Raw genomic sequence first — 18,453 nt, forward strand, 5'->3', positions numbered from 1 at the left:
ACTCAGACTGAGCATAGGCAACGACAATCACACGCGATTTCGGCATCCGGGATGCGCGCAACGGGATGGATGGGTCCGCCGGTCGGCTCGGCTTCGCGGTTAACATCGAAAATGCTCGACCTCAAACCGAGCAACATAGCTATCTGAGGAACCAGAATCGAGGATAGTTGCCGGCCAGCACCCGGTCGGCAGCGATGCGAGAAGCCTGATGCCTTCAATCTCACCAAGCGGCAAACGACCACCATCATGGAAGCAATGCGTTATGGAAGCACCTGCGCTTTGGCGTCGGCACCTCGATGACACGTTCGAGTTCCTCAATCAGATCCGCAAGAGCTCAAGCCAGCAGGAAATCTGTCGCCACCTGATTTCCTATGGCGACCGGTTTGGCGTCAGAAACGTGCTGGCAGGACCCATCCCGCCGCCTCGCGCGCTGAGGCGCGAGCAGATTTCGCATGTCCTGCTCGACGCCTGGCCTCAACAATGGTCGGAGCGCTATTTCTCAAAAGGCTATCTTTATCGCGACCCCACCATTCAGCTTGTCAAGCGTGGGGCCACGCCTTTCCGGTGGAGCGAGATCGATCAAGTTTCCAGCGTTTGTTCCTTCGGCCGACAGATCATGGCGGAGGCAACAGAGTTCAAGCTCCGCGACGGCTTCACGATTCCGTTCGCGACTTTGAACGGACAAGCGGTAGGATTTTCCGTTGCGGGGGAGAAGCTCGAGCCAGATCCTCACGACCGTCTCGCCTTTCAGTTCGTCGCCGCCTGCGCCTTCGGTTGCGCGGTTATTCTTGCCGAGGGAAAACGAAGCTCGAAACCCGTGCGCCTGTCGCCTCGCCAGCAGGACGTCCTGCGCTGGGCTGCCGAAGGTCTCACCGTCGACAACATCGCCGATCGCCTGAACATCAGCCGCAACACGGCAGATACGCATCTGCGATCGGTGCGCGAGAGGCTCGGCGTGACAAACAACGTGCATGCAGTCGCGAAAGCTTTCCGCCTGGGGCTGATCAGCTAGCCTCACGCAATCGCGTGATGCCGTGTTCGTCCGCGATGAACCATTGGGTTGGCCTCGAAACTGGAGGACAACCGAGATGCTTCTTGTCGTCACGTCGCACAATGCCGACGAATGTCAGGCGGAACTGGATCAGGCGTTCCGGCTTCGCCACAAAGTTTTTGTCGAGGAAAAGGGCTGGACCGACCTGTGGCGTGAAGACGGTCGTGAGGTCGACCGCTTTGACGACAGGCGAGCGGTCCATATGCTCTTCACCGAGCAGAATCGTGTTGTCGGCTACCAACGCCTGCTGGCTTCAACGCGACCTCATCTTCTGTCGGATGTCTTACCAGAGCTGTGCGAAGGCACGCGTCCAGTGGGAGAAAACATCTGGGAATGGTCGCGTTACTGTGTCGAGCCGCAATATCGCGAACGGGGACGGATGCTGAGTCCGGTTGCCAATGCGCTGTTGTCCGGCATCGTCGAGTGGGGCTTGGGTAGCGGGGTCGACACAATCATTATCGAAATGAACCCGCTCTGGCTGCTGCGCCTGGTTCAGTTGCATTTCAAGGTGACGCCGCTTGGGCTGCCGAAAATAATCGGCGGTGAAGAGACGGTCGCGGTGACAGCCAATTTCGATGAGCGCACGCTGCAAAGGCTTCGTGAGACCCGCAGCCCAGGCAACAATAAATCCGCATCCTAATCGCAAGCCACGGTCCGCGCACGCAAGAGGTGCCATGCGCCGCTCCATCCAACTTCTCACGCTTCATTTTGCGACCGTCGTCGCCGAGGAAGGCAGCTTCCTCGGCGCATCCCGGCGACTGCGGGTTCATCATTCCGCGCTCAGCCGGCGCGTAAAAGATCTCGAATTGAGACTGGGCGTGACTTTGTTCGAACGCCACCCCGGCGGGGTCAGAGCAACGGCCGCAGGCCAAACTTTCCTGACCAAAATACGACACATTCTGAAAGATTTGGACGACACGCTTCAGGGGCTTGAATCAGCGGGCCACAGCGATGGTCAGCCGCTTTCGATCGGATCGGACGGGCCACCGTGCCATTGTGGGTTTCTCAGTGCTGTCGTTGCCTGCTTGGGCAAGGATCCCAACTTACCTGCGTTCGTCGCCCTTCTACGCAAGCATCATCCCGAGCTTTGATAATCCATCGTCGTCCCGCGTGCGCAATTCGCGGCCTTCGGTGTCGCGCGGACCCAAGCGAACGCTCGAGCCCTAGCATGAACTGCCACAACACCGGCGCAGCTAGACCAAATCTGACTGGATCTGCTTGCGGCCGACCGGCTTAACGGCCCAAGAATTTGTGGCGTCCAGCCTATACAATCCATGTTCCAGGATCATTCGTGCAGACGCTGAACCGAGCGGCGGCTGCAGAGCTGGTTCTTGGGATGCAGGCGAAGTCCTGCACCTTGGGTACGCGGGCAGAGAGGACAGCGCGAGGAGTACAGCTCCCAACAAGGTTCGCGCCGAAGACGCTCCGTTTTTGGAGAACCGATGCCGCGACTTTAGCTCACCGATTTTTGGGTGCGGCGCCAACCGGCCATCCTTGACGACGTCCCGCCTGAGCTCGCGAGGCAGGCCTTTGCTGCTGCGCACAGAGGACGGATCAGGGACAGCATCCGATCCAACCCAGGATGGCGACGGCGCATAGGCCCAGACTTCAATCGCCTTTTCGGGCGTGCTTGCGGCGCGCGTGCACTCGCCCAACAATTCGCCCAGTCAGGCCACGGCATTTCCGACCTGTCATCCCTCTTCATCTTTTCGTCTTCCGCCGGGTGCGGTTTGGCTTCGGGAAATCCTTTTGTGGAGCTACACAAAGATCTTGTGAGCAAACCTGCTCACCCTTGTAGTTGGCCAGGGCCTGCAGCAATCGCTGTCCAATCCGCCGTTTCGTTTTTTCCGAGCCATCCTGCCAATCGGCGAGCGACTTCAGTGCCACTTCGATCAACTCGATCGCGCGATCCTTGTCGCCGCTCTCGTAAAAGTACTGACCGAGCGCCGGATAATATAGGAACTTGAAGGCGCCGTCGCCTGCCGGGGGATCCAGAGCCAGGATGTGTTCGGATAGCTGCTTGCCCATCGCGAAGCGCTCGGCAGAGGGAAGGTACGAATAGTCCTCCTCCGGATGGAAGAGTTGTTCCAGCACCTGAGACAACCAATTCACGGAATTTTTGTTGATCGCGTCGCGAACGAAGAGCTGCAGGACCGGCATGCCCGCCCGCATGTCGCGCATTTCGTGAAGCAGCAGATTCGCATGGCACGTGCGGATATTGGGATCGTCCGGGAACACGGCGACACCCTCTTCGATGGCCGAGAGCGCCGTGTGCCACTCCTGTGCCTTGAACGCCGCATAATACTTCTCAAAAATCGGCATCTTCACCATTCTGGCTTCGTCTTCGGCAATCCGCTTCGCATCACCGGCTTTCGCTTGCTTGCTGGTGCGCCAGCTGCCGTTGATCACTTTGGGCAAGACCTTTTCGAGTTCCATCGGATGACCGATGAAGGCGATGGCGCCATCACGATCGACAACGAACGAGGTCGGAATCCCAACGGAGAGGCTGGCTTCCATCCAAAGCTTGTCCATTTCGCCTGTGAAGTCGAACGCAATCCGATAATTCAGATACGAGCAGTTTTCGGTCAACCACGCGTCCAGCTTGGTACGCGCTTCGTCCGCGGTCGGAGCGTGTTCAGAAGTTGCGACTCCGACAACGTCAAGCCCGCGATCCTTGTATTTCTCCTGCAGCTCCGCCAGATGGGGCATCGCCGCCACGCAGGGGCCACACCACGTCGCCCAAAACTCGACGATGTACAGTTTCCCAGGCTGGAAGGCTGTCAGCGGCTCGCCACGCAGCCAGCTCTGCACCTTGATGGCAGGGGCGGGGGAATCCATTCGAAGCACCATGTCGCTCTCCAAAGCTATTGCCAAATGTGCGAGCCTGTCCTTGTCGGAAACGGAACACACAACCAAAAGACAGGCACGTCTTGCGTGGTCAGCCCTCAGCAGGGTTGCCATTCGTCAGTTTGAGCAAAGGCCGTGCCAGCACGCTCAAGGCACTGCGGCCAATGCGTGCCGACCGCTCGAGGGCCAGCAGTTCAACCATCTCGTCCAGCGTGATGTCCTTGCAAGCCTTGATCAACCCGGCGATGAAGGCTCATGCGCATCGAGACCGGACGCGCGCCGCCAACCCTGTGGCCGAGGCGTTCGCTCGCCGATTTTCGCCGTGCAATCCAACGGATCGCACTCGATATCCTCACGCCGATCCGCGCCGCCGCCTGCCGCGCCGACGTACCCTCATCGCAAGACTTCAAAACCGGCGACCGAAGGTCTTCACTGAGTGCCTTTGCCATCATCCACCTCATTAAAGTGGACGTTGAATCAGCTCAGCAAAGCTGTGTCACCTCACAATCAATTCATTACGCTCTAGCGTTCGCCGGCGGTAAAATTGATAGTCGAATCGCTGAGCAGCAGCACTTGGGCGCTGGTCAAAAGTACGCGCGACCTGTCTGCCTCGTGCAGAAAAACCTGGCGATCGCTGACTTTTCTCTAGCGCGATTGATGAGGCGCGGCGCGGGTTGCCGCCCCCTCTGTCGCGAGCAGGATAGCGTCTTTAGCCACGGAGCTGGCTCAGGACCGCCTTCCCCGTTACGCGCTGTCGCCTGATGACGTGCGTGACGTGTTGGGTGCAGACCTCAAGCCTGTCGGACGGCAACTCAGCGCTGGAAATCGGATCCCCGGATAGGCCTCAACAGAACGTGGAGCGGCTAGGCTGATGATCCCTGCCGCCTCGGATCCGTCCACGCCCACGCCGGTGTCGACATGGCCAGACCCCACGTTAACGGACCTGTCCTCGCGCCGCTTGCGCCTTGCGGCTGCGATAGCCGCGATCCGATCGCATGAAGGCCTCGAGCATATGGGGGATCAGAGCCGCCGCTTCGACGGGCTCATACAAGCGGCTGTATTCCGCCGCGTAGCGCTCCAGTTCGTCCTTAAGCGGCTCGGGAAGCGCGATCGTCATGCGGACCGTCCCGAATTTAGGCAGTGGACCAAGTTTCAGGTTCGCCATGCGCCGCCTCCGACAGGAAATGCGACCGGGACATGTTGACCATTGAGATCGCGATATACGGCCGCCGGCAACTCGACCGTCACTTTGACTGGCCGATCATCTGGAATGGCGGAGAGCTTCAGCTTGCTCATGACGGATCCTTCGCTGCACCGTACGGCGCCAGAACGAGATCGCGATTGACGATGACCCGAACCGGGAAACCCGGCCGGATGGTCAGCGTCGGCTGGACATTGAGCTGATTGCGCACGATCTGCTGGCCGACATTGCTGAGCGAATCCTGTGCGCCTTCGCGAATGGCCTTGGCGATATCACCTTCGTCGTTGCTGGAGCCAAGCGACGTGCCGATCCCAAGCAGCGTCGAGAGCGCTGCAGCCCGAAACAGCTGGCCCCAGTGATGGTCGACCTCGTCCTCGAGCCCAGAGAACCCTTCGGTATCCGCGCCCTGCTGGCGCTCGAGCACAATCGAGTTGCCATTGGGCATGATGAGCCGGTTCCACACCAGCAGCACGCGCGACTGGCCGAACGCGACCTGGCTATCATATTGGCCGATCAGTTTTGCTCCTTGGGGGACCAGGAGGTATGACCCTGTCGGGCCATCATAGACATTCTCCGTGACCTGAGCGCTGATTTGGCCGGGCAGGTCGGAGCGGATGCCCGTGATGAGGGCAGCTGGAATGACCGTTCCGGCCTGGATGACGTAGGGGGACGCTTTTTCAGCGAGGCGATCGGGACTGACGGTGCGGCGGTCGGGCGCTGCGTTGACGAAGGCAGTTTTGCGGTCCTGCATATTTTGCGCCGAGCCCGGCTCGAGCGCGGGCAGTTCGGGCGGCGACGCTAATCCTGACGAAGCCTCGCCGCTACTATTTGTGCCAGAACTCTGTCGCGCTGAATTGGCCCGCGAATTACTGTCGGCGAACAGCTTCGCCACGCGGGCGGCCTCGATCTCGGCCAGGCGGCGTTGTTCTTCAGGGTCGGCACGCGGCGTTTGGATGTCTGGGACCTGAACCTGCTGGCCTCGCTCTTGCGCGCGCAGAATTGGCCGTCCGAGATCGCCGGGCAATGCAGGCCCGAGTTTCGGGACGCCCGAATAGTCCTTTGGCAGGCCCTGCAGTCCGTCGGCGGTGGTACGGTTTTCCGTGCTGAACAGTTCGGATGGCTGCTCGTTGCCGCGTCGTCTGCTATCGAGTGCCCAGATCAGCGTGCCGAGGATCGCGACGCTTGCGACGCCACCAAGGCCAATGAGCACCTTGCGCGACAGTCGCGTCACCCTGGCGGGCTCTGGTCGCAACCGCAGCTCCGCTTCGATATCCGGGTTATTGGAAGGTTCGCTCATCGAAACAGCCCCACGCTGCGCTGCGGCTTTCTTCCGTCGGTGCGCACGATGCGGACGCGCTTTTCGCTCGTCTTATCGCCCAGCCTCAGTTCGGCCGCGGCAAACAGCCGGTCGACGACATAGTAGTTCTGGCGGGCGCGGTAGTTGACCAGTTCGGAGCCGCCTGACGGACCAACAACGAAGAGCGGCGGCATTTCACCCTGGCCGATGCCCGATGGGAATTCGATATAGACTTTTGCGCCATCGTCGAAAGCGCGCAGCGGCTTCCAGGGTGCTGGGTCACCCTCGATCCGATAGCGGAAGTTGAGTTTCTGGATGTCGACGCCGGAAGCGACTGGCTGCGCGGCGGAAGCCTGAGCGTTTTGGCGCCGGAGCGCGATCAACTGGTCTTGCGGATATTGCCAAGAAACCGAGGCCATATAGGTCTTCTCGGTCGAGCGCAGCTCGAGATGATAAGTCCGACGGTCGCTGTTGATGACCAGGTTGGTCTGGAGATCAGGGCGCGTCGGCTTGACGAGAATATGAACCTGAAGCAGCTCCCCTGCCCCGCTTTGCGTATCGCCGATGATCCAGCGCACCGTGTCGCCTGCAGCGACAGGACCTGAGCCGACAAGCTGCTCACCCGGCTGCAAAGCGATGTCGGTGACCTGGCCGGGTGCGGCGTAGATCTGGTAGAGCGCGCCCTCGCTCCAGGGATAGAGCTGGATTGCGTTGATGAAGCCGTCGCGTACGGGCTGCATGCGCGCGGCCTCGTTCGCCTGGCTGATCCGCTGCTTTGGATCGGTAGCCTCGGCCTTTGCCTTGGCGCTGTCGACCGGCTTCAGCTGGCCAGGTAGCGGAAGGGGTTTCGGCAATTCCACCACCTTCACCGGACCGGGCGGGTCGACCTTGCGCACTGCGGGCGCGGCATCATCGTAGTCGATCTCGGGCGGGATGTATTTTTTCGAGGCGCAGCCGGCGAGCGCTGTCGCGGATAGCAGGCCTGCGGCAAGCACGCGCGCCGCCCGTTTGCCCCTTGTCGGTGTTCGTGCGGGATGCATCATGAAAGCTCCTTCGACCAGTTTATGGCGTTGACGTAGACACCGAGCGGATTGGCTTTCAGCCGCTCGGCATCGCGGGGTTGTTGAATGACGATGGTAAGGATGGCGGTCCAACGTTCGGTGCTGGCCAGACTGCCGTTCTCGTAGCGGCGCTCGGTCCAGGCGACGCGAAACGAATCCGGCGAGGCGCGGATGACGCTCGAGACGTCGATCGCGACCTGGACTTTGCCAACCTTGGCAAAAGGGTCGCTCAGGCGGGCGTAGTCATTGAGAGAGGTAGCGCCGCGATCGGTGGCGTAATCGTAGGCGCGCAACCAGTTCTGACGCACGATGACAGGATCGTCCGCGATACTTCGCACCTGCTCAATGAAGCGGGCGAGATGCCATGCGATCTGCGGATCCATCGGCTTGAAGTCGGCCGTGGCCGGTGCCACCACCTGGGCCTCGCCAAACTTGTCAACCTGAACCACCCAGGGAACGACGGAGCCCCGCGTCGATTGCCAGACCAACGCCGAACCGAAACCGCCGGCAAGCACGAGCGATCCAAAGGCCAGCAGCCGCCAGTTTTTCGCCTGCATACGCGCCGAGCCAATGCGCTCGTCCCACGCTTGGGCTGCGCGCTGATACGGCGTCTCCGGCTGGGTCGTCTTGCCGTACCGGACAGAAGGTCGTTTGAAGGGGTTCATCGGTGATCATCCTGGTGGAGAGAGACATTCATCGAGCCGCCGCCGTGATCGCCGGAGCGGATGGAATGCGCTGCCATGCCGGCCCCATGGCTCAGGTCCTGGCCACGCTTCATGCGAGTGGCCCATTCGGGCGGCGAGCCGGCTGTGGAGTTCGAAGGGGATGCGGTGGATGGTCCGGCAAAGGAGGGATCGTTTGCGGCTGCGCTCATGCTGCCAACCGGCGATTGCCCGCCGGTAGCATTCCATCCCGCAGAACGACCGGATTGATTGCTGCTGCCGAGCGCCGACGTGGCGCGCGACATGGCGTGCCTGACCGGCTGAACGGCGGCCCCGACCCCGGCTCGGGCGACACCGCCGAGACCAGCGGCAACTGCGCCGGCACCACTGTGTCCTGAGGCAGCAGCGGCGAGGCCGAAGGCGGTCGACGTACTTCCCGCCAGATGCGCACCGCCGCGCGCCGCCGCGGCTGACATGCGCCCCCCGGCGCCAACAGTATTTGCGGCACCACTCAGTCCAGCACGCGCGCCCATGTAACCCGCGGCGCCAAGACCGGCGGCGGCGAGGCTCGTGCCGACTGCGGCACCCGCGCCGAGTTGCGGCGCTCCTGAGACGAGCCCTGTCGCAATGCCCGGGCCAAAGATCGAGAGCCCCATAAGCGAAAGAGCGCCGAGAACAAGTGACAGCGCATCCGTAATGGTAGGTTGGTCAGCGAAGCCTTGCGTGAATTCCCCAAACAGACCCGAGCCGATGCCGACGATGACGGCGAGCACGAGAATTTTCACACCGGAAGCGACGATATTACCGAGCACCTTTTCGGCGAGGAAGGCCGTCCTGTTGAACAGCGCAAACGGGATCAGCACAAAGCCGGCAAGCGTCGTCAGCTTGAATTCGATCAGCGTGACGAAGATCTGCACGGCCAGGATGAAGAAGGCGATGAGGACGATTGCCCAGGCGATCATCAGAACGGCGATCTGGACAAAATTCTCGAAGAAGGAGACGTAACCCATCAACTGGCTGGCGGCTTCGAGGATGGGATTGCCGGCGTCGATACCGACCTGTGCGACGCGGCCTGGCTGCAGCAGTGCAGCACCGGAAAGGGTCGACCCTCCCGCCTTGAGGCCGAGCCCGGAAAAACTCTCGAACACGATGCCAGCCAGACGATTGAAGTTTCCGATGATGAAGGCGAAGAAGCCGATATAGAGCGTCTTCTTCACCAGCCGGTGCAGGACGTCCTCGTCAGCGCCCCAGGCCCAGAATATCCCCGCTAGGGTGATGTCGATGACGATCAGGGTTGAGGTGAGGAAGGCGACTTCGCCACCGAGCAGGCCAAAGCCGGAATCGATGTATCGGGTGAAGGTTTCCAGAAAGCGGTCAATTACGCCGGTATCGTTCATGGCGTCTTGTCCTCGGCCAGCGAGCGGTCGATCCGGCCGAACCGGTCGTCGGCCGGCCACGCCGGTTTGTCGCGATTGCCGGGCATGAAGAAGCGGCGGCGGCTTTCTTCCCAGGCGGCCTTGCAGGCAATGTCGTGGGTGGCCTGTTCGCCGAGCGTGCGGCAACGCATGAGCTCATGGACCAGCGGACCGCTATCGGGATCGGCCTGGCGCAGGATTGGCGGAGCGGTGTATTTATCGTCGTTGCGCGAGATGATGGTGATGGCGACCGCCAGTGCGAGCGCCGTCACCCCGATCAAGCGGGCGGTCGTCTTGAAGTCCATCGGAGAAAACCCTTAGTCGTGGAACATGCGCACGCCGCTCGGGCTGTAGCTTTTGCCCGCCATGAACCGGCTGAACTGTTCTCGCGCCTGTTCCTGGGCGGCTGCCTGCCTGGCGCTCTCAAGGGCTGCGGCCCGTCCTTGCGCGGCCATCATCGCGGTGAGATCGGCGACCTGCCTTGCCTGGACGGCGAGAAGCTGGTTGCCGGCCTGCGTCGCCTGTAGGATGCCGACCGCCGACTGACTGGCCTCGATGGCCGCGTTTGTCTGCTCCCGCGTCCCGTCGATGTTGCCAACGGCGACAGCTCCGGCCTTCAACGAATGCTCGAATGAAGCAACGGACGTTTGCCAGCGTTCACGCGCACCATCGACAAGCTGCCGGCCAGAGAGGTCCGAACCGAAATTCTCATAGGTCGACTTGAATTGGCTCTCGATGTCCTGGACGCTGTAGGCGAGCCTGTCGGCCTCGCCGAGCAGGCTCTTCATCTCAGAGAAATTGCCTTCGATCTGACCAAGCAGCGATGTCGGCAGCGAGGTGAGGTTCTTCGCCTGGTTGATCAGCATCTGCGCCTCGTTCTGAAGCGAGGTGATCTGGTTCTGGATCTGCTCCAGCGCGCGCGCAGCCGAGAGTACGTTCTCCGCATAATTCCTGGGATCGAAGACGATCAGTGCCGAAGCCGGGCCGCAGGACAGGGCGACGCCGGCAGCGACAACGCCAGCAGCAGCCAGATGCCGGACACGGAGACGGTTGCGGACAGAATTCATGATGAAGCCTCCTCTGCGGATTGATCGACGATGTTGGTGAGCTCGGGAACCAGTTCGGCGGCCCAGGAGAGGCCACGATAGGCCAGCCAGGCCTCGAGAAAATTGGCACGGCCGCTCTCCGCGATGATCCGCTCGATTGAGGCCTGATCAGCCTTTGACGAGGCGGCGCATAGGGCCAGCGCAATCGGACCGAGGCCGAGCTCGAACAATCGATTGCCGCGGCGCGACTGGCAGTAGTAGTCCCGCTTCGGCGTCGCACGGGCGACGATCTCGATCTGGCGATCGTTTAGTCCGAAGCGTCGATAGATGTCCGTGATCTGCGGCTCGACGGCCCGCTCGTTCGGCAGGAAAAGCCGCGTTGGACAGCTTTCGACAATGGCCGGCGCAATCTTGCTGCCCTCGATATCCGAGAGCGACTGCGTAGCGAAAATGACGGAAGCATTCTTCTTGCGAAGGGTTTTCAGCCATTCGCGCAACTGTTCGGCGAAGCCGCCATCGTCGAGCGCCAGCCAACCCTCGTCGATGATCAGCAGCGTCGGCCGCCCGTCCATCCGCTGCTCGATGCGGTGGAAGAGATAGGCAAGCACGGCCGGCGCCGCACCCGTGCCGATCAGCCCCTCGGTCTCGAAAGCCTGAACCGATGCTTCGCCGGGACGCTCGCGCTCGGCGTCAAGCAGCCGGCCGTAGGGACCGCCGATACAGTAGGGTCGCAGCGCCTGCTTCAGTGGTGTCGACTGCAGCAGCACCGAGAGGCCGGTCAGCGTCCGCTCCTGGAGCGGCGCACTGGCGAGTGATGTCAGCGCCGACCACAGATATTCCCTCACCTGCGGGGTGACGGGTACACCTTCGCGCAGGAGAATGTCGACGAGCCAGTCGGCTGCCCAGGCCCGTTCGGGCGTGTGATCAATGCCGGCGAGAGGCTGCAACGATACGGCGTCGGCTTCGACCGACAGATCGGCCAGCGTAAGCAGAGCAAGAGGATCGCCGAGGCCCTGACCGTTCGATGCACTGCCGCCGAGATTCTGCCAGTCTCCGCCCATGGCAAGCACGGCCGCGCGGATCGAGCCGCCGAAATCAAAGGCAAAGACCTGGTTGTCTGGATAACGCCGAAACTGCAACGCCATCAGTGCGAGCAGAACCGACTTGCCGGCACCGGTAGGGCCGACAACAAGTGTATGGCCGACATCACCGACATGCAGGCTGAACCGGAACGGCGTTGAGCCCTCCGTCCTGGCGAAGAACAACGGGGGCGCGCCAAAATGCTCGTCAGTTGCCGGGCCCGCCCAGACCGCCGAAAGCGGCATCATATGGGCGAGGTTTAGCGTCGATAGCGGCGGCTGGCGGACATTGGCATAGACGTGGCCCGGGATACTGCCGAGCCAAGCCTCGACGGCGTTGACACGCTCGACGATTGTCGTGAAGTCGCGTGACTGGATGGTCTTTTCCGTCAGCCGGAGTTTTTCGTCGGCAATTGACGGATCGAGATCCCACACCGTCACCGTCGCCGTGATGTAAGCTTCGCCGATCTGATCGGAGCCGAGTTCCTGAAGTGCGGCATCGGCGTCGGCTGCCTTGTTGGCGGCGTCCGTGTCGACCAGGACCGATGCCTCATTGGTCATCACCTCCTTAAGGATCGCCGCGATGGACTTCCTTTTGGCGAACCACTGCCGGCGGATCTTTGTCAGCAGGCGGGTTGCATCGCTCCTGTCGAGCATGATTGCCCGCGTCGACCAGCGGTATGGGAAGGCAAGTCGGTTGAGTTCATCAAGAATCCCAGGAAAGGTCGCTGTCGGGAAGCCTATGATTGTCAGCGTGCGCAGATGGAACTCACCGAGCCGCGGCTCCAGCCCGCCGGCGAGCGGTTGATCGACCAGCAATGCATCGAGATGCATTGGCGTCTCGGGAACGCGAACGCGATGGCGTCTGGTCGAAATCGTCGAGTGCAGGTAGGTCAGCGTCCCGGTGTCATCGAGCCAGTCGACTTCGGGAACGAAACCTTCGATCAGGTTGAGCACACGGTCGGTGCGATCGACGAAACTCTTCACAAGCTCCAGGGGGTTAACGCCGCTCCTTTCGCGGCCTTCGTAGAGCCAGCTTTCCATCCGGGATGTTTCCTCGGCCGGTGGCAGCCAGACAAAGGTGAGAAAATAACTGCTTTCGAAGAGCTCGGCCTGGGACTCGCCGCCGCCCTGCCCGGGCGACCCGCGGTCGACTCCACCCTCGAACTGTTCGCGGCGTTCAAGGTCGACCAACGCTGACGCGCTGTCAGGAAAAAGCCCTGCCGGATAGTCCTGCGCTGCAAGTCGGGCGGCTTCGACGAAGATCGCCCAGCCGGAGCCGAGACGGCGCAGCGCATTGTTAAGCCGTGCCGTCGTGCCGACCAGTTCGGCCGGGGTGGCACTGTCGAGATCGGGACCGCGAAAACGCGCGGTCCGCTGGAAGGAGCCGTCCTTGTTGAGCACGACGCCCGAGGCTACCAACGCAGCCCAGGGCAGATAGTCGGCCAGGCAGGACGGCCGTTTGCGGTATTCGGCGAGGTTCATCATGGGGAAAGCCTCTCAGCAGCCGAAATGCGCAGGGTAGCGCAGGTGCCGGCGAACCACGTCGACGAACTGGGCGTCGCGCTTAGCCGCCAGCACAGCCGCGAAATGACCGATGGCCCAGATCACGATGCCGGCGAACCAGAGTCGCAGCCCAAGGCCAACCGCGCCGGCCAGCGTTCCATTGGCAATAGCCACCGCGCGTGGTGCGCCGCCGAGAAGAATCGGTTCGGTCAGCGCCCGGTGGACCGGTGCGAAGAAGCCGCGCACATCCTCTTCCATCAGATCAGCGCTCCACCGCCGAACGAGAAGAACGACAGGAAGAACGAACTCGCCGCGAAGGCGATGGACAGTCCGAACACGATCTGGATCAGTCGCCGAAAGCCGCCTGAGGTGTCGCCGAAGGCGAGCGACAGGCCGGTGACGATGATGATGATCACTGCCACAATCTTGGCGACCGGTCCCTCGATCGACTCGAGGATTTGCTGGAGCGGCTCCTCCCACGGCATGGAAGAACCTGCCGCATAAGCAGGGGCGATCATCACGGCTCCGACCGCAGTAGTCGCGGCGGCGCGCGGAAGGACCGCGCCAAGCTTACGGATAGACGATGAAGTGAAGCGGATCGGGTTCATTCTGAAGCTCCATGGATGGCTCGGGATTTACGGTTGGCTCGGTCTCGACTTTGGCTTCGAGCACGCGGTAGTCGCCGGTGACGGGATCGAGCCCATCAACCAGCGCGATCTCCACCAGGCGACGGGCTGAACCGCGGCCGGCTAACACGGCGACGAGATCAATCGTCTCGGCAATCATCGCGCGCGGGACGGTGACAACAGCTTCCTGCACGAGCTGTTCAAGCCGACGCAGCGCCCCAAGCCCGGAGCTGGCGTGGATAGTGCCAATGCCGCCGGGATGTCCGGTGCCCCAGGCTTTCAGGAGGTCGAGTGCTTCCGCGCCGCGTACTTCACCGATCGGGATGCGGTCGGGGCGAAGCCGCAGCGATGACTTCACCAGGTCGGAGAGCGAGGCGACACCATCCTTCGTGCGAAGCGCCACCAGATTGGTCGCTGCGCACTGCAGCTCGCGGGTATCCTCGATCAGGACAATCCGGTCGGAGGTTTTTGCGACCTCCGCCAGAAGCGCGTTGACCAATGTCGTCTTGCCGGTCGACGTGCCGCCGGCGACCAATACATTCTCACGCTTTTCGACGGCGAGCCGCAGCACATCGGCCTGGGCTTCCGTAACGAAACCGGCGGCGACGTAATCCTTGAGCGTGAACACGGCAACGGCAGGCTTGCGGATAGCGAAGGTCGGTGCCGCCACGACTGGCGGAAGCAATCCCTCAAACCGCTCTCCCGTCTCCGGCAATTCGGCCGAGACACGCGGCGATCCGGAATGCACCTCGGCGCCAACGTGATGGGCGACCAGCCGCACGATGCGCTCGCCATCAGCTGGGGTAAGGACGTCGTTGGTAGCGGACAGTCCCTCTCTCAGCCGGTCGACCCATAGGCGCCCGTCGGGGTTCAGCATCACCTCGACTATGGCAGAGTCTTCGAGATAGCCGGCAATCGCAGGACCGAGCGCTGTGCGAAGCATGCGCGCCCCGCGCGACACCGCTTCCATGCCGACATTTTGATTGTCTACCACGATGATCCCCAGTTTCTCGGGCGATTTTTGTTCGCGCCGTTGACGGGGATGATTAGAAGAAGCAGGAATGTGAGCGTTGCAACAAGGAAAACGGCCGGCAGCAACGCGACGTGCAGAAACTTGCAAAATGCGGTGCAGACGAGCTGGCCGACCGCGTCTCCCTACGTCGGGTGCGACTCAGCCGTGTCCGGCGGTGCTGCAGGCGCAATCTCCTCGGCAATTTCTTGGCTGAGCTTTGGCCCCTTGCTCAACCTGCGGCCGAGCGCTTCGACGAAGGCGTCATAGCGCTGCCTACCTTTCGCGCGCGCTTCAGGCTGAGCGGCGTCAGGTAAGGCCGGAGTTGACGTGAGCCAGAAGCGCACAAACAAGGCCAGCGTCTCGATCGATATACCGAGATCGCGTTCAACCCGCTGAAGGCGCCGGTCGATCTGATCGAGCCGCCTTGTGATTGCCGCCTCTTTGCGTTCCTCGGCATCCGGAGACAGAAAAGAAGCGATAGCTGCCTCCGCGATCAGCGACAGGGAGACATCCCTCTTGGCGGCGTAGTCAGCAAGTGCATTCATGACCTCCGGTTCCAGATAGGCCGAGAGACGCCGCTTTTTCATGGAGGTCAAAGTTCGATTCCGTCTTTGGGATCGAGTGCGGCCTGTCGGGCGGTGCGCCGCATCGTCTGGTCGACCGAACGTCGTCGGGCTGCCTCATCATCGGAATCGTCGCGGTCAAGGTCGAATTCATCACTGTGTGCCGGCCTGGGCTCCGGCGCGATATCCTCGTGCTCTGGCAGTTCTGGCTGGCGGCGGATGCCACCGTTGTCGGGATCACTGTCTTGCCCATAATTCGATGCGCGTATTGCCTGCGCCGTCGGCACCTCGGAAAGCGACATTCCGGTCCAGTCGTCTGGACGCGATACTGCGTCGTTGTGTGTGGGCTTGGGCGGAGGCAGGACGCGCTCGGCGAGCCGCGGATCTGCGAAATAGCGCGCCTTTTTCGCCCGGATCGGCGACAGTCCAGAGACCATCACAATGGCATCGCTCGGTGGCAACTGCATGATCTCGCCGGGCGTCATCAACGCGCGGGCCGTCTCCTGTCGCGAGACCATGAGATGCCCAAGCCAAGGCGACAAACGATGCCCGGCATAGTTCTTCATCGCCCGCATTTCGGTTGCCGTTCCCAGCGAGTCAGAGACGCGCTTGGCGGTCCGCTCGTCATTGGTCGCGAAACTCACACGCACATGGCAGTTGTCGAGGATGGAATTGTTCGGCCCATACGCCTTTTCGATCTGATTGAGTGACTGGGCAATGAGGAACGACTTGATGCCATACCCGGCCATGAAGGCGAGCGCCGACTCGAAGAAATCAAGCCGGCCAAGTGCCGGGAATTCATCGAGCATCAGAAGCAAGCGATGCCGGCGATCCTTTGCATGGAGATCCTCCGTTAGCCTGCGGCCGATCTGATTCAGGATAAGCCGGACAAGCGGCTTGGTGCGGCTGATATCCGATGGCGGGACGACGAGATAGAGTGTCGTGGGATGCGCGTTCTCAACCAGATCAGCAATGCGCCAATGGCAACGGGACGTCACCTCGGCCACAACCGGATCGCGGTAAAGGCCAAGAAAACTCATTGCGGTCGACAGCACGCCAGAGCGCTCATTCTCCGATTTGTTGAGCAGTTCACGTGCTGCCGATGCCACAACGGGGTGCGGACCGGCATCGCCAAGGTGCTTGGTCAGCATCATGGTTCGCAAGGTCGTCTCGATCGGCCGCTGCGGATCGGAGAGGAAGTTGGCAACACCGGCCAGCGTCTTGTCATTCTCAGCGTAGAGGACATGCAGGATCGCGCCGACCAACAGAGCGTGACTGGTCTTTTCCCAATGATTCCGGCGTTCCAGCGACCCCTCGGGGTCGACCAGCACGTCAGCGACGTTCTGGACGTCTCGGACTTCCCAAGCGCCGCGCCTGACTTCCACCAGGGGGTTGTATGCGGCTGACGCAGCGTGGGTTGGGTCGAACAGAAGCACACGGCCGAAACGTGCTCGCCAGCCAGCGGTAAGTTCCCAATTTTCACCCTTGATGTCGTGAACGATTGCGCTTCCCGGCCAAGTCAGTAGAGATGGCACGACCAGCCCGACGCCCTTGCCGCTTCGGGTCGGCGCGAAGCACAGGACATGCTCCGGACCATCGTGGCGAAGGTAGTCCAAATGAAGCTTGCCGAGAACCACGCCATCTGGGCCGAGCAGGCTTGCGGCTTCGATCTCCTTTCGCACAGCCCAGCGCGCCGAGCCGTACGTTGCCACGTATTTGGCCTCCCGCGCTCGCCATAGCGACATGCCGATAGCAACAACAATCGCGATGAAACTGCCGCTCGCCGCGATCAGCGCGCCTTCAACAAAGACCGTCGGCGCATAGGCGTCGTAGAAAAACCACCACCAGAAAAATGCCGGTGGCGGATAGATCGGTTGGCCGACGAGTTCGAACCAGGGCGAACCAAGTTGCTCTTGATACCCCAGCTGCCAGGCTGTCCATTGCGTTGCTCCCCAGGTGGTCGCAAGCACGATGGTGAAAACAGCGACGATCTGACCCCACATATTCTGGTTGCCTGCATCATAATTCCCAATTCGAAATTTCGGGAGCCAATAAGCAGAGTACGAACACAGGCAGTGCAACAAGAAAGGCTTCATGACGGCAGCTCATTGTGACCAGACCTAAAAAGACTTGCGATCTGCGCTGGGCATTTGTTCTCTACGAAGAAATGAGGCAGCCCGCGAAAACGGTTGGCGAACTTCGATTGCGCGGGATCGACACGGCTTGGGCGATCGCAACCAATCAGGGCCCCGATGACCCATCGGCCGTCGCAAGGTCCCGCCAGCAGAGAGATTCACCGCTTGCATCTCAATCACGCATTTCCGTCTCAGAGAACTGGACGGATGCTTGGCCGTCCAAGAGAACTTCTCGCGAGTGTCCACCGAAAATAGAAACGCATTGCGAGAGGCAGGACAAGTCGCCCCGACGCACGTAACCTTCCCCTCGGGTCACCGCCGCAAGATGATGCAGACTTACCTAACGAGTTTAATACAAATGTTAGACGTAACCGGATTGATCTGTGGCCCTGCGATCTCAATGCAATGCCTCCCGCCGACGTCGCCTCCGCTCCTGTCGAAAATGCTCAGTGAGCCGGTCGGGCAACGTCTGGGACAATGCTGTGATGAAAAGCTTCTTCTCGTCGCTGAAAGCCGAACGGACAGCCCGCAAGCATGACGCCGGGGCCGATGTGTTCCAATACACTCGAGCGCTTCTACAACCCTCGGCGAAGGCACTCGAGGCTCGGCTATCTGAACCCTGTCGAGTTCAAGCCAACAAGCGCTAGCCTAGTTTCCGTCCATGAACGGCAAAGTGTTGATTTTGTTGAGAGAATGTAGCTTTGCGCGAGCAAGGCCCGGCGGTTTCAGGTAGTTTTGGATCATGCCACTGATTCCAAATCCCTGCCACCGCCGGAGCCGACAATGCGTCAAGAACGCACCGTCCAAGTCACCTTATTCGATCTTTCGCCGCGCACGAGATCGGTCACGAGTTGAAGCCATGTCGCGATGGCTGGATGAGCATCACGATTTGCTTGGCTTGGTGGCTCGCGATTTGGTGCGGGTCGGGGTCAAGGCCACCGGGCGGCGGGGC

The 18,453-nt window shown here is 61.3% G+C and carries 18 protein-coding genes and 3 pseudogenes; 5 read left to right on the plus strand and 16 right to left on the minus strand.

Annotated elements, in window-relative coordinates:
* Window positions 1-262 precede the first annotated feature (262 nt).
* The 3 genes from ACWTU9_RS31595 (at window position 263) to ACWTU9_RS31605 (ending at window position 2,142) form a co-directional block, all read left to right on the plus strand.
* Window positions 263-1,012 (plus strand): helix-turn-helix transcriptional regulator, encoded by a 750-nt coding sequence (locus ACWTU9_RS31595; RefSeq protein WP_455861738.1) that lies wholly within the window; start codon window positions 263-265, stop codon window positions 1,010-1,012.
* A 76-nt stretch (window positions 1,013-1,088) separates the two neighbouring features.
* Window positions 1,089-1,691 (plus strand): acyl-homoserine-lactone synthase, encoded by a 603-nt coding sequence (locus tag ACWTU9_RS31600; protein WP_455861739.1) that lies wholly within the window; start codon window positions 1,089-1,091, stop codon window positions 1,689-1,691.
* 34 nt (window positions 1,692-1,725) lie between these two features.
* A complete protein-coding gene (locus ACWTU9_RS31605; RefSeq protein WP_455861740.1) occupies window positions 1,726-2,142 on the plus strand; it encodes a LysR family transcriptional regulator in 417 nt (138 codons plus the stop codon).
* Window positions 2,143-2,752: 610 nt separating this feature from the next.
* On the opposite strand, the gene ACWTU9_RS31610 is transcribed toward ACWTU9_RS31605, so the two are convergent.
* From ACWTU9_RS31610 to ACWTU9_RS31685, 16 genes and pseudogenes are all read right to left on the minus strand, one after another.
* A complete protein-coding gene (locus ACWTU9_RS31610; RefSeq protein WP_455861741.1) occupies window positions 2,753-3,901 on the minus strand; it encodes a TlpA disulfide reductase family protein in 1,149 nt (382 codons plus the stop codon).
* A 130-nt stretch (window positions 3,902-4,031) separates the two neighbouring features.
* Window positions 4,032-4,347, minus strand: a pseudogene (locus ACWTU9_RS31615) (IS630 family transposase); the annotation flags it as partial.
* A gap of 485 nt (window positions 4,348-4,832) precedes the next feature.
* Complete coding sequence (locus tag ACWTU9_RS31620; RefSeq protein ID WP_455861742.1) at window positions 4,833-5,063, minus strand: DUF2274 domain-containing protein; 231 nt, start codon at window positions 5,061-5,063, stop codon at window positions 4,833-4,835.
* Window positions 5,051-5,194 (minus strand): DUF2274 domain-containing protein, encoded by a 144-nt coding sequence (locus tag ACWTU9_RS31625; protein ID WP_455861743.1) that lies wholly within the window; start codon window positions 5,192-5,194, stop codon window positions 5,051-5,053. The genes ACWTU9_RS31620 and ACWTU9_RS31625 overlap by 13 nt, the downstream gene beginning before the upstream one ends.
* Window positions 5,191-6,396, minus strand: a complete 1,206-nt coding sequence (locus tag ACWTU9_RS31630) for a TrbI/VirB10 family protein (protein WP_455861744.1) — start codon at window positions 6,394-6,396, stop codon at window positions 5,191-5,193. The genes ACWTU9_RS31625 and ACWTU9_RS31630 overlap by 4 nt, the downstream gene beginning before the upstream one ends.
* Window positions 6,393-7,436, minus strand: coding sequence for a P-type conjugative transfer protein TrbG (trbG, locus tag ACWTU9_RS31635; RefSeq protein WP_455861751.1), 1,044 nt, complete (start codon window positions 7,434-7,436; stop codon window positions 6,393-6,395). The genes ACWTU9_RS31630 and trbG overlap by 4 nt, the downstream gene beginning before the upstream one ends.
* Complete coding sequence (gene trbF / locus ACWTU9_RS31640) at window positions 7,436-8,122, minus strand: conjugal transfer protein TrbF (RefSeq protein ID WP_455861745.1); 687 nt, start codon at window positions 8,120-8,122, stop codon at window positions 7,436-7,438. Before trbF ends, trbG begins: the two co-directional genes overlap by 1 nt.
* Complete coding sequence (gene trbL / locus ACWTU9_RS31645) at window positions 8,119-9,516, minus strand: P-type conjugative transfer protein TrbL (RefSeq protein WP_455861746.1); 1,398 nt, start codon at window positions 9,514-9,516, stop codon at window positions 8,119-8,121. Before trbL ends, trbF begins: the two co-directional genes overlap by 4 nt.
* Window positions 9,513-9,839 (minus strand): putative entry exclusion protein TrbK-alt, encoded by a 327-nt coding sequence (gene trbK-alt, locus ACWTU9_RS31650; RefSeq protein WP_455861747.1) that lies wholly within the window; start codon window positions 9,837-9,839, stop codon window positions 9,513-9,515. Before trbK-alt ends, trbL begins: the two co-directional genes overlap by 4 nt.
* A gap of 12 nt (window positions 9,840-9,851) precedes the next feature.
* A complete protein-coding gene (gene trbJ, locus ACWTU9_RS31655; RefSeq protein WP_455861748.1) occupies window positions 9,852-10,601 on the minus strand; it encodes a P-type conjugative transfer protein TrbJ in 750 nt (249 codons plus the stop codon).
* On the minus strand, window positions 10,598-13,147 hold the full coding sequence (trbE, locus tag ACWTU9_RS31660; protein WP_455861749.1) for a conjugal transfer protein TrbE: 2,550 nt from the start codon (window positions 13,145-13,147) through the stop codon (window positions 10,598-10,600). Before trbE ends, trbJ begins: the two co-directional genes overlap by 4 nt.
* Before the next feature lie 12 nt (window positions 13,148-13,159).
* Window positions 13,160-13,423 carry a VirB3 family type IV secretion system protein gene (locus tag ACWTU9_RS31665; protein WP_455861750.1) on the minus strand — a complete coding sequence of 88 codons (264 nt, stop codon included), beginning with the start codon at window positions 13,421-13,423 and terminating at the stop codon, window positions 13,160-13,162.
* Complete coding sequence (locus tag ACWTU9_RS31670) at window positions 13,423-13,683, minus strand: TrbC/VirB2 family protein (protein ID WP_455861752.1); 261 nt, start codon at window positions 13,681-13,683, stop codon at window positions 13,423-13,425. Before ACWTU9_RS31670 ends, ACWTU9_RS31665 begins: the two co-directional genes overlap by 1 nt.
* Before the next feature lie 52 nt (window positions 13,684-13,735).
* Window positions 13,736-14,734, minus strand: a complete 999-nt coding sequence (gene trbB, locus ACWTU9_RS31675; protein WP_455861753.1) for a P-type conjugative transfer ATPase TrbB — start codon at window positions 14,732-14,734, stop codon at window positions 13,736-13,738.
* 212 nt (window positions 14,735-14,946) lie between these two features.
* Complete coding sequence (locus ACWTU9_RS31680; RefSeq protein WP_455861754.1) at window positions 14,947-15,390, minus strand: CopG family transcriptional regulator; 444 nt, start codon at window positions 15,388-15,390, stop codon at window positions 14,947-14,949.
* Between the two features lie 5 nt (window positions 15,391-15,395).
* Complete coding sequence (locus tag ACWTU9_RS31685) at window positions 15,396-17,369, minus strand: conjugal transfer protein TraG (RefSeq protein WP_455861755.1); 1,974 nt, start codon at window positions 17,367-17,369, stop codon at window positions 15,396-15,398.
* A 575-nt stretch (window positions 17,370-17,944) separates the two neighbouring features.
* Here ACWTU9_RS31685 and ACWTU9_RS31690 point away from each other — a divergent pair.
* A pseudogene (locus tag ACWTU9_RS31690) lies at window positions 17,945-18,200 on the plus strand (IS3 family transposase); the annotation flags it as partial.
* Window positions 18,201-18,284: 84 nt separating this feature from the next.
* Window positions 18,285-18,453: pseudogene (locus ACWTU9_RS31695) on the plus strand (ISNCY family transposase); the annotation flags it as partial.

It is taken from the genome of Mesorhizobium sp. 128a (genome assembly GCF_053848025.1).

Excerpts from the sequence above, each read along its gene's own strand:
- trbG (WP_455861751.1), bottom strand. The coding sequence starts at position 7,436 with ATGCATCCCGCACGAACACCGACAAGGGGCAAACGGGCGGCGCGCGTG.
- ACWTU9_RS31630 (WP_455861744.1), bottom strand. The coding sequence starts at position 6,396 with ATGAGCGAACCTTCCAATAACCCGGATATCGAAGCGGAGCTGCGGTTG.
- ACWTU9_RS31610 (WP_455861741.1), bottom strand. The coding sequence starts at position 3,901 with ATGGTGCTTCGAATGGATTCCCCCGCCCCTGCCATCAAGGTGCAGAGC.
- ACWTU9_RS31685 (WP_455861755.1), bottom strand. The coding sequence starts at position 17,369 with ATGTGGGGTCAGATCGTCGCTGTTTTCACCATCGTGCTTGCGACCACC.
- trbB (WP_455861753.1), bottom strand. The coding sequence starts at position 14,734 with ATGCTTCGCACAGCGCTCGGTCCTGCGATTGCCGGCTATCTCGAAGAC.
- ACWTU9_RS31665 (WP_455861750.1), bottom strand. The coding sequence starts at position 13,423 with ATGGAAGAGGATGTGCGCGGCTTCTTCGCACCGGTCCACCGGGCGCTG.
- trbK-alt (WP_455861747.1), bottom strand. The coding sequence starts at position 9,839 with ATGGACTTCAAGACGACCGCCCGCTTGATCGGGGTGACGGCGCTCGCA.
- ACWTU9_RS31680 (WP_455861754.1), bottom strand. The coding sequence starts at position 15,390 with ATGAAAAAGCGGCGTCTCTCGGCCTATCTGGAACCGGAGGTCATGAAT.
- ACWTU9_RS31605 (WP_455861740.1), top strand. The coding sequence starts at position 1,726 with ATGCGCCGCTCCATCCAACTTCTCACGCTTCATTTTGCGACCGTCGTC.
- trbL (WP_455861746.1), bottom strand. The coding sequence starts at position 9,516 with ATGAACGATACCGGCGTAATTGACCGCTTTCTGGAAACCTTCACCCGA.
- ACWTU9_RS31670 (WP_455861752.1), bottom strand. The coding sequence starts at position 13,683 with ATGATCGCCCCTGCTTATGCGGCAGGTTCTTCCATGCCGTGGGAGGAG.
- trbF (WP_455861745.1), bottom strand. The coding sequence starts at position 8,122 with ATGAACCCCTTCAAACGACCTTCTGTCCGGTACGGCAAGACGACCCAG.
- trbE (WP_455861749.1), bottom strand. The coding sequence starts at position 13,147 with ATGATGAACCTCGCCGAATACCGCAAACGGCCGTCCTGCCTGGCCGAC.
- ACWTU9_RS31620 (WP_455861742.1), bottom strand. The coding sequence starts at position 5,063 with ATGGCGAACCTGAAACTTGGTCCACTGCCTAAATTCGGGACGGTCCGC.
- ACWTU9_RS31600 (WP_455861739.1), top strand. The coding sequence starts at position 1,089 with ATGCTTCTTGTCGTCACGTCGCACAATGCCGACGAATGTCAGGCGGAA.
- ACWTU9_RS31595 (WP_455861738.1), top strand. The coding sequence starts at position 263 with ATGGAAGCACCTGCGCTTTGGCGTCGGCACCTCGATGACACGTTCGAG.
- trbJ (WP_455861748.1), bottom strand. The coding sequence starts at position 10,601 with ATGAATTCTGTCCGCAACCGTCTCCGTGTCCGGCATCTGGCTGCTGCT.
- ACWTU9_RS31625 (WP_455861743.1), bottom strand. The coding sequence starts at position 5,194 with ATGAGCAAGCTGAAGCTCTCCGCCATTCCAGATGATCGGCCAGTCAAA.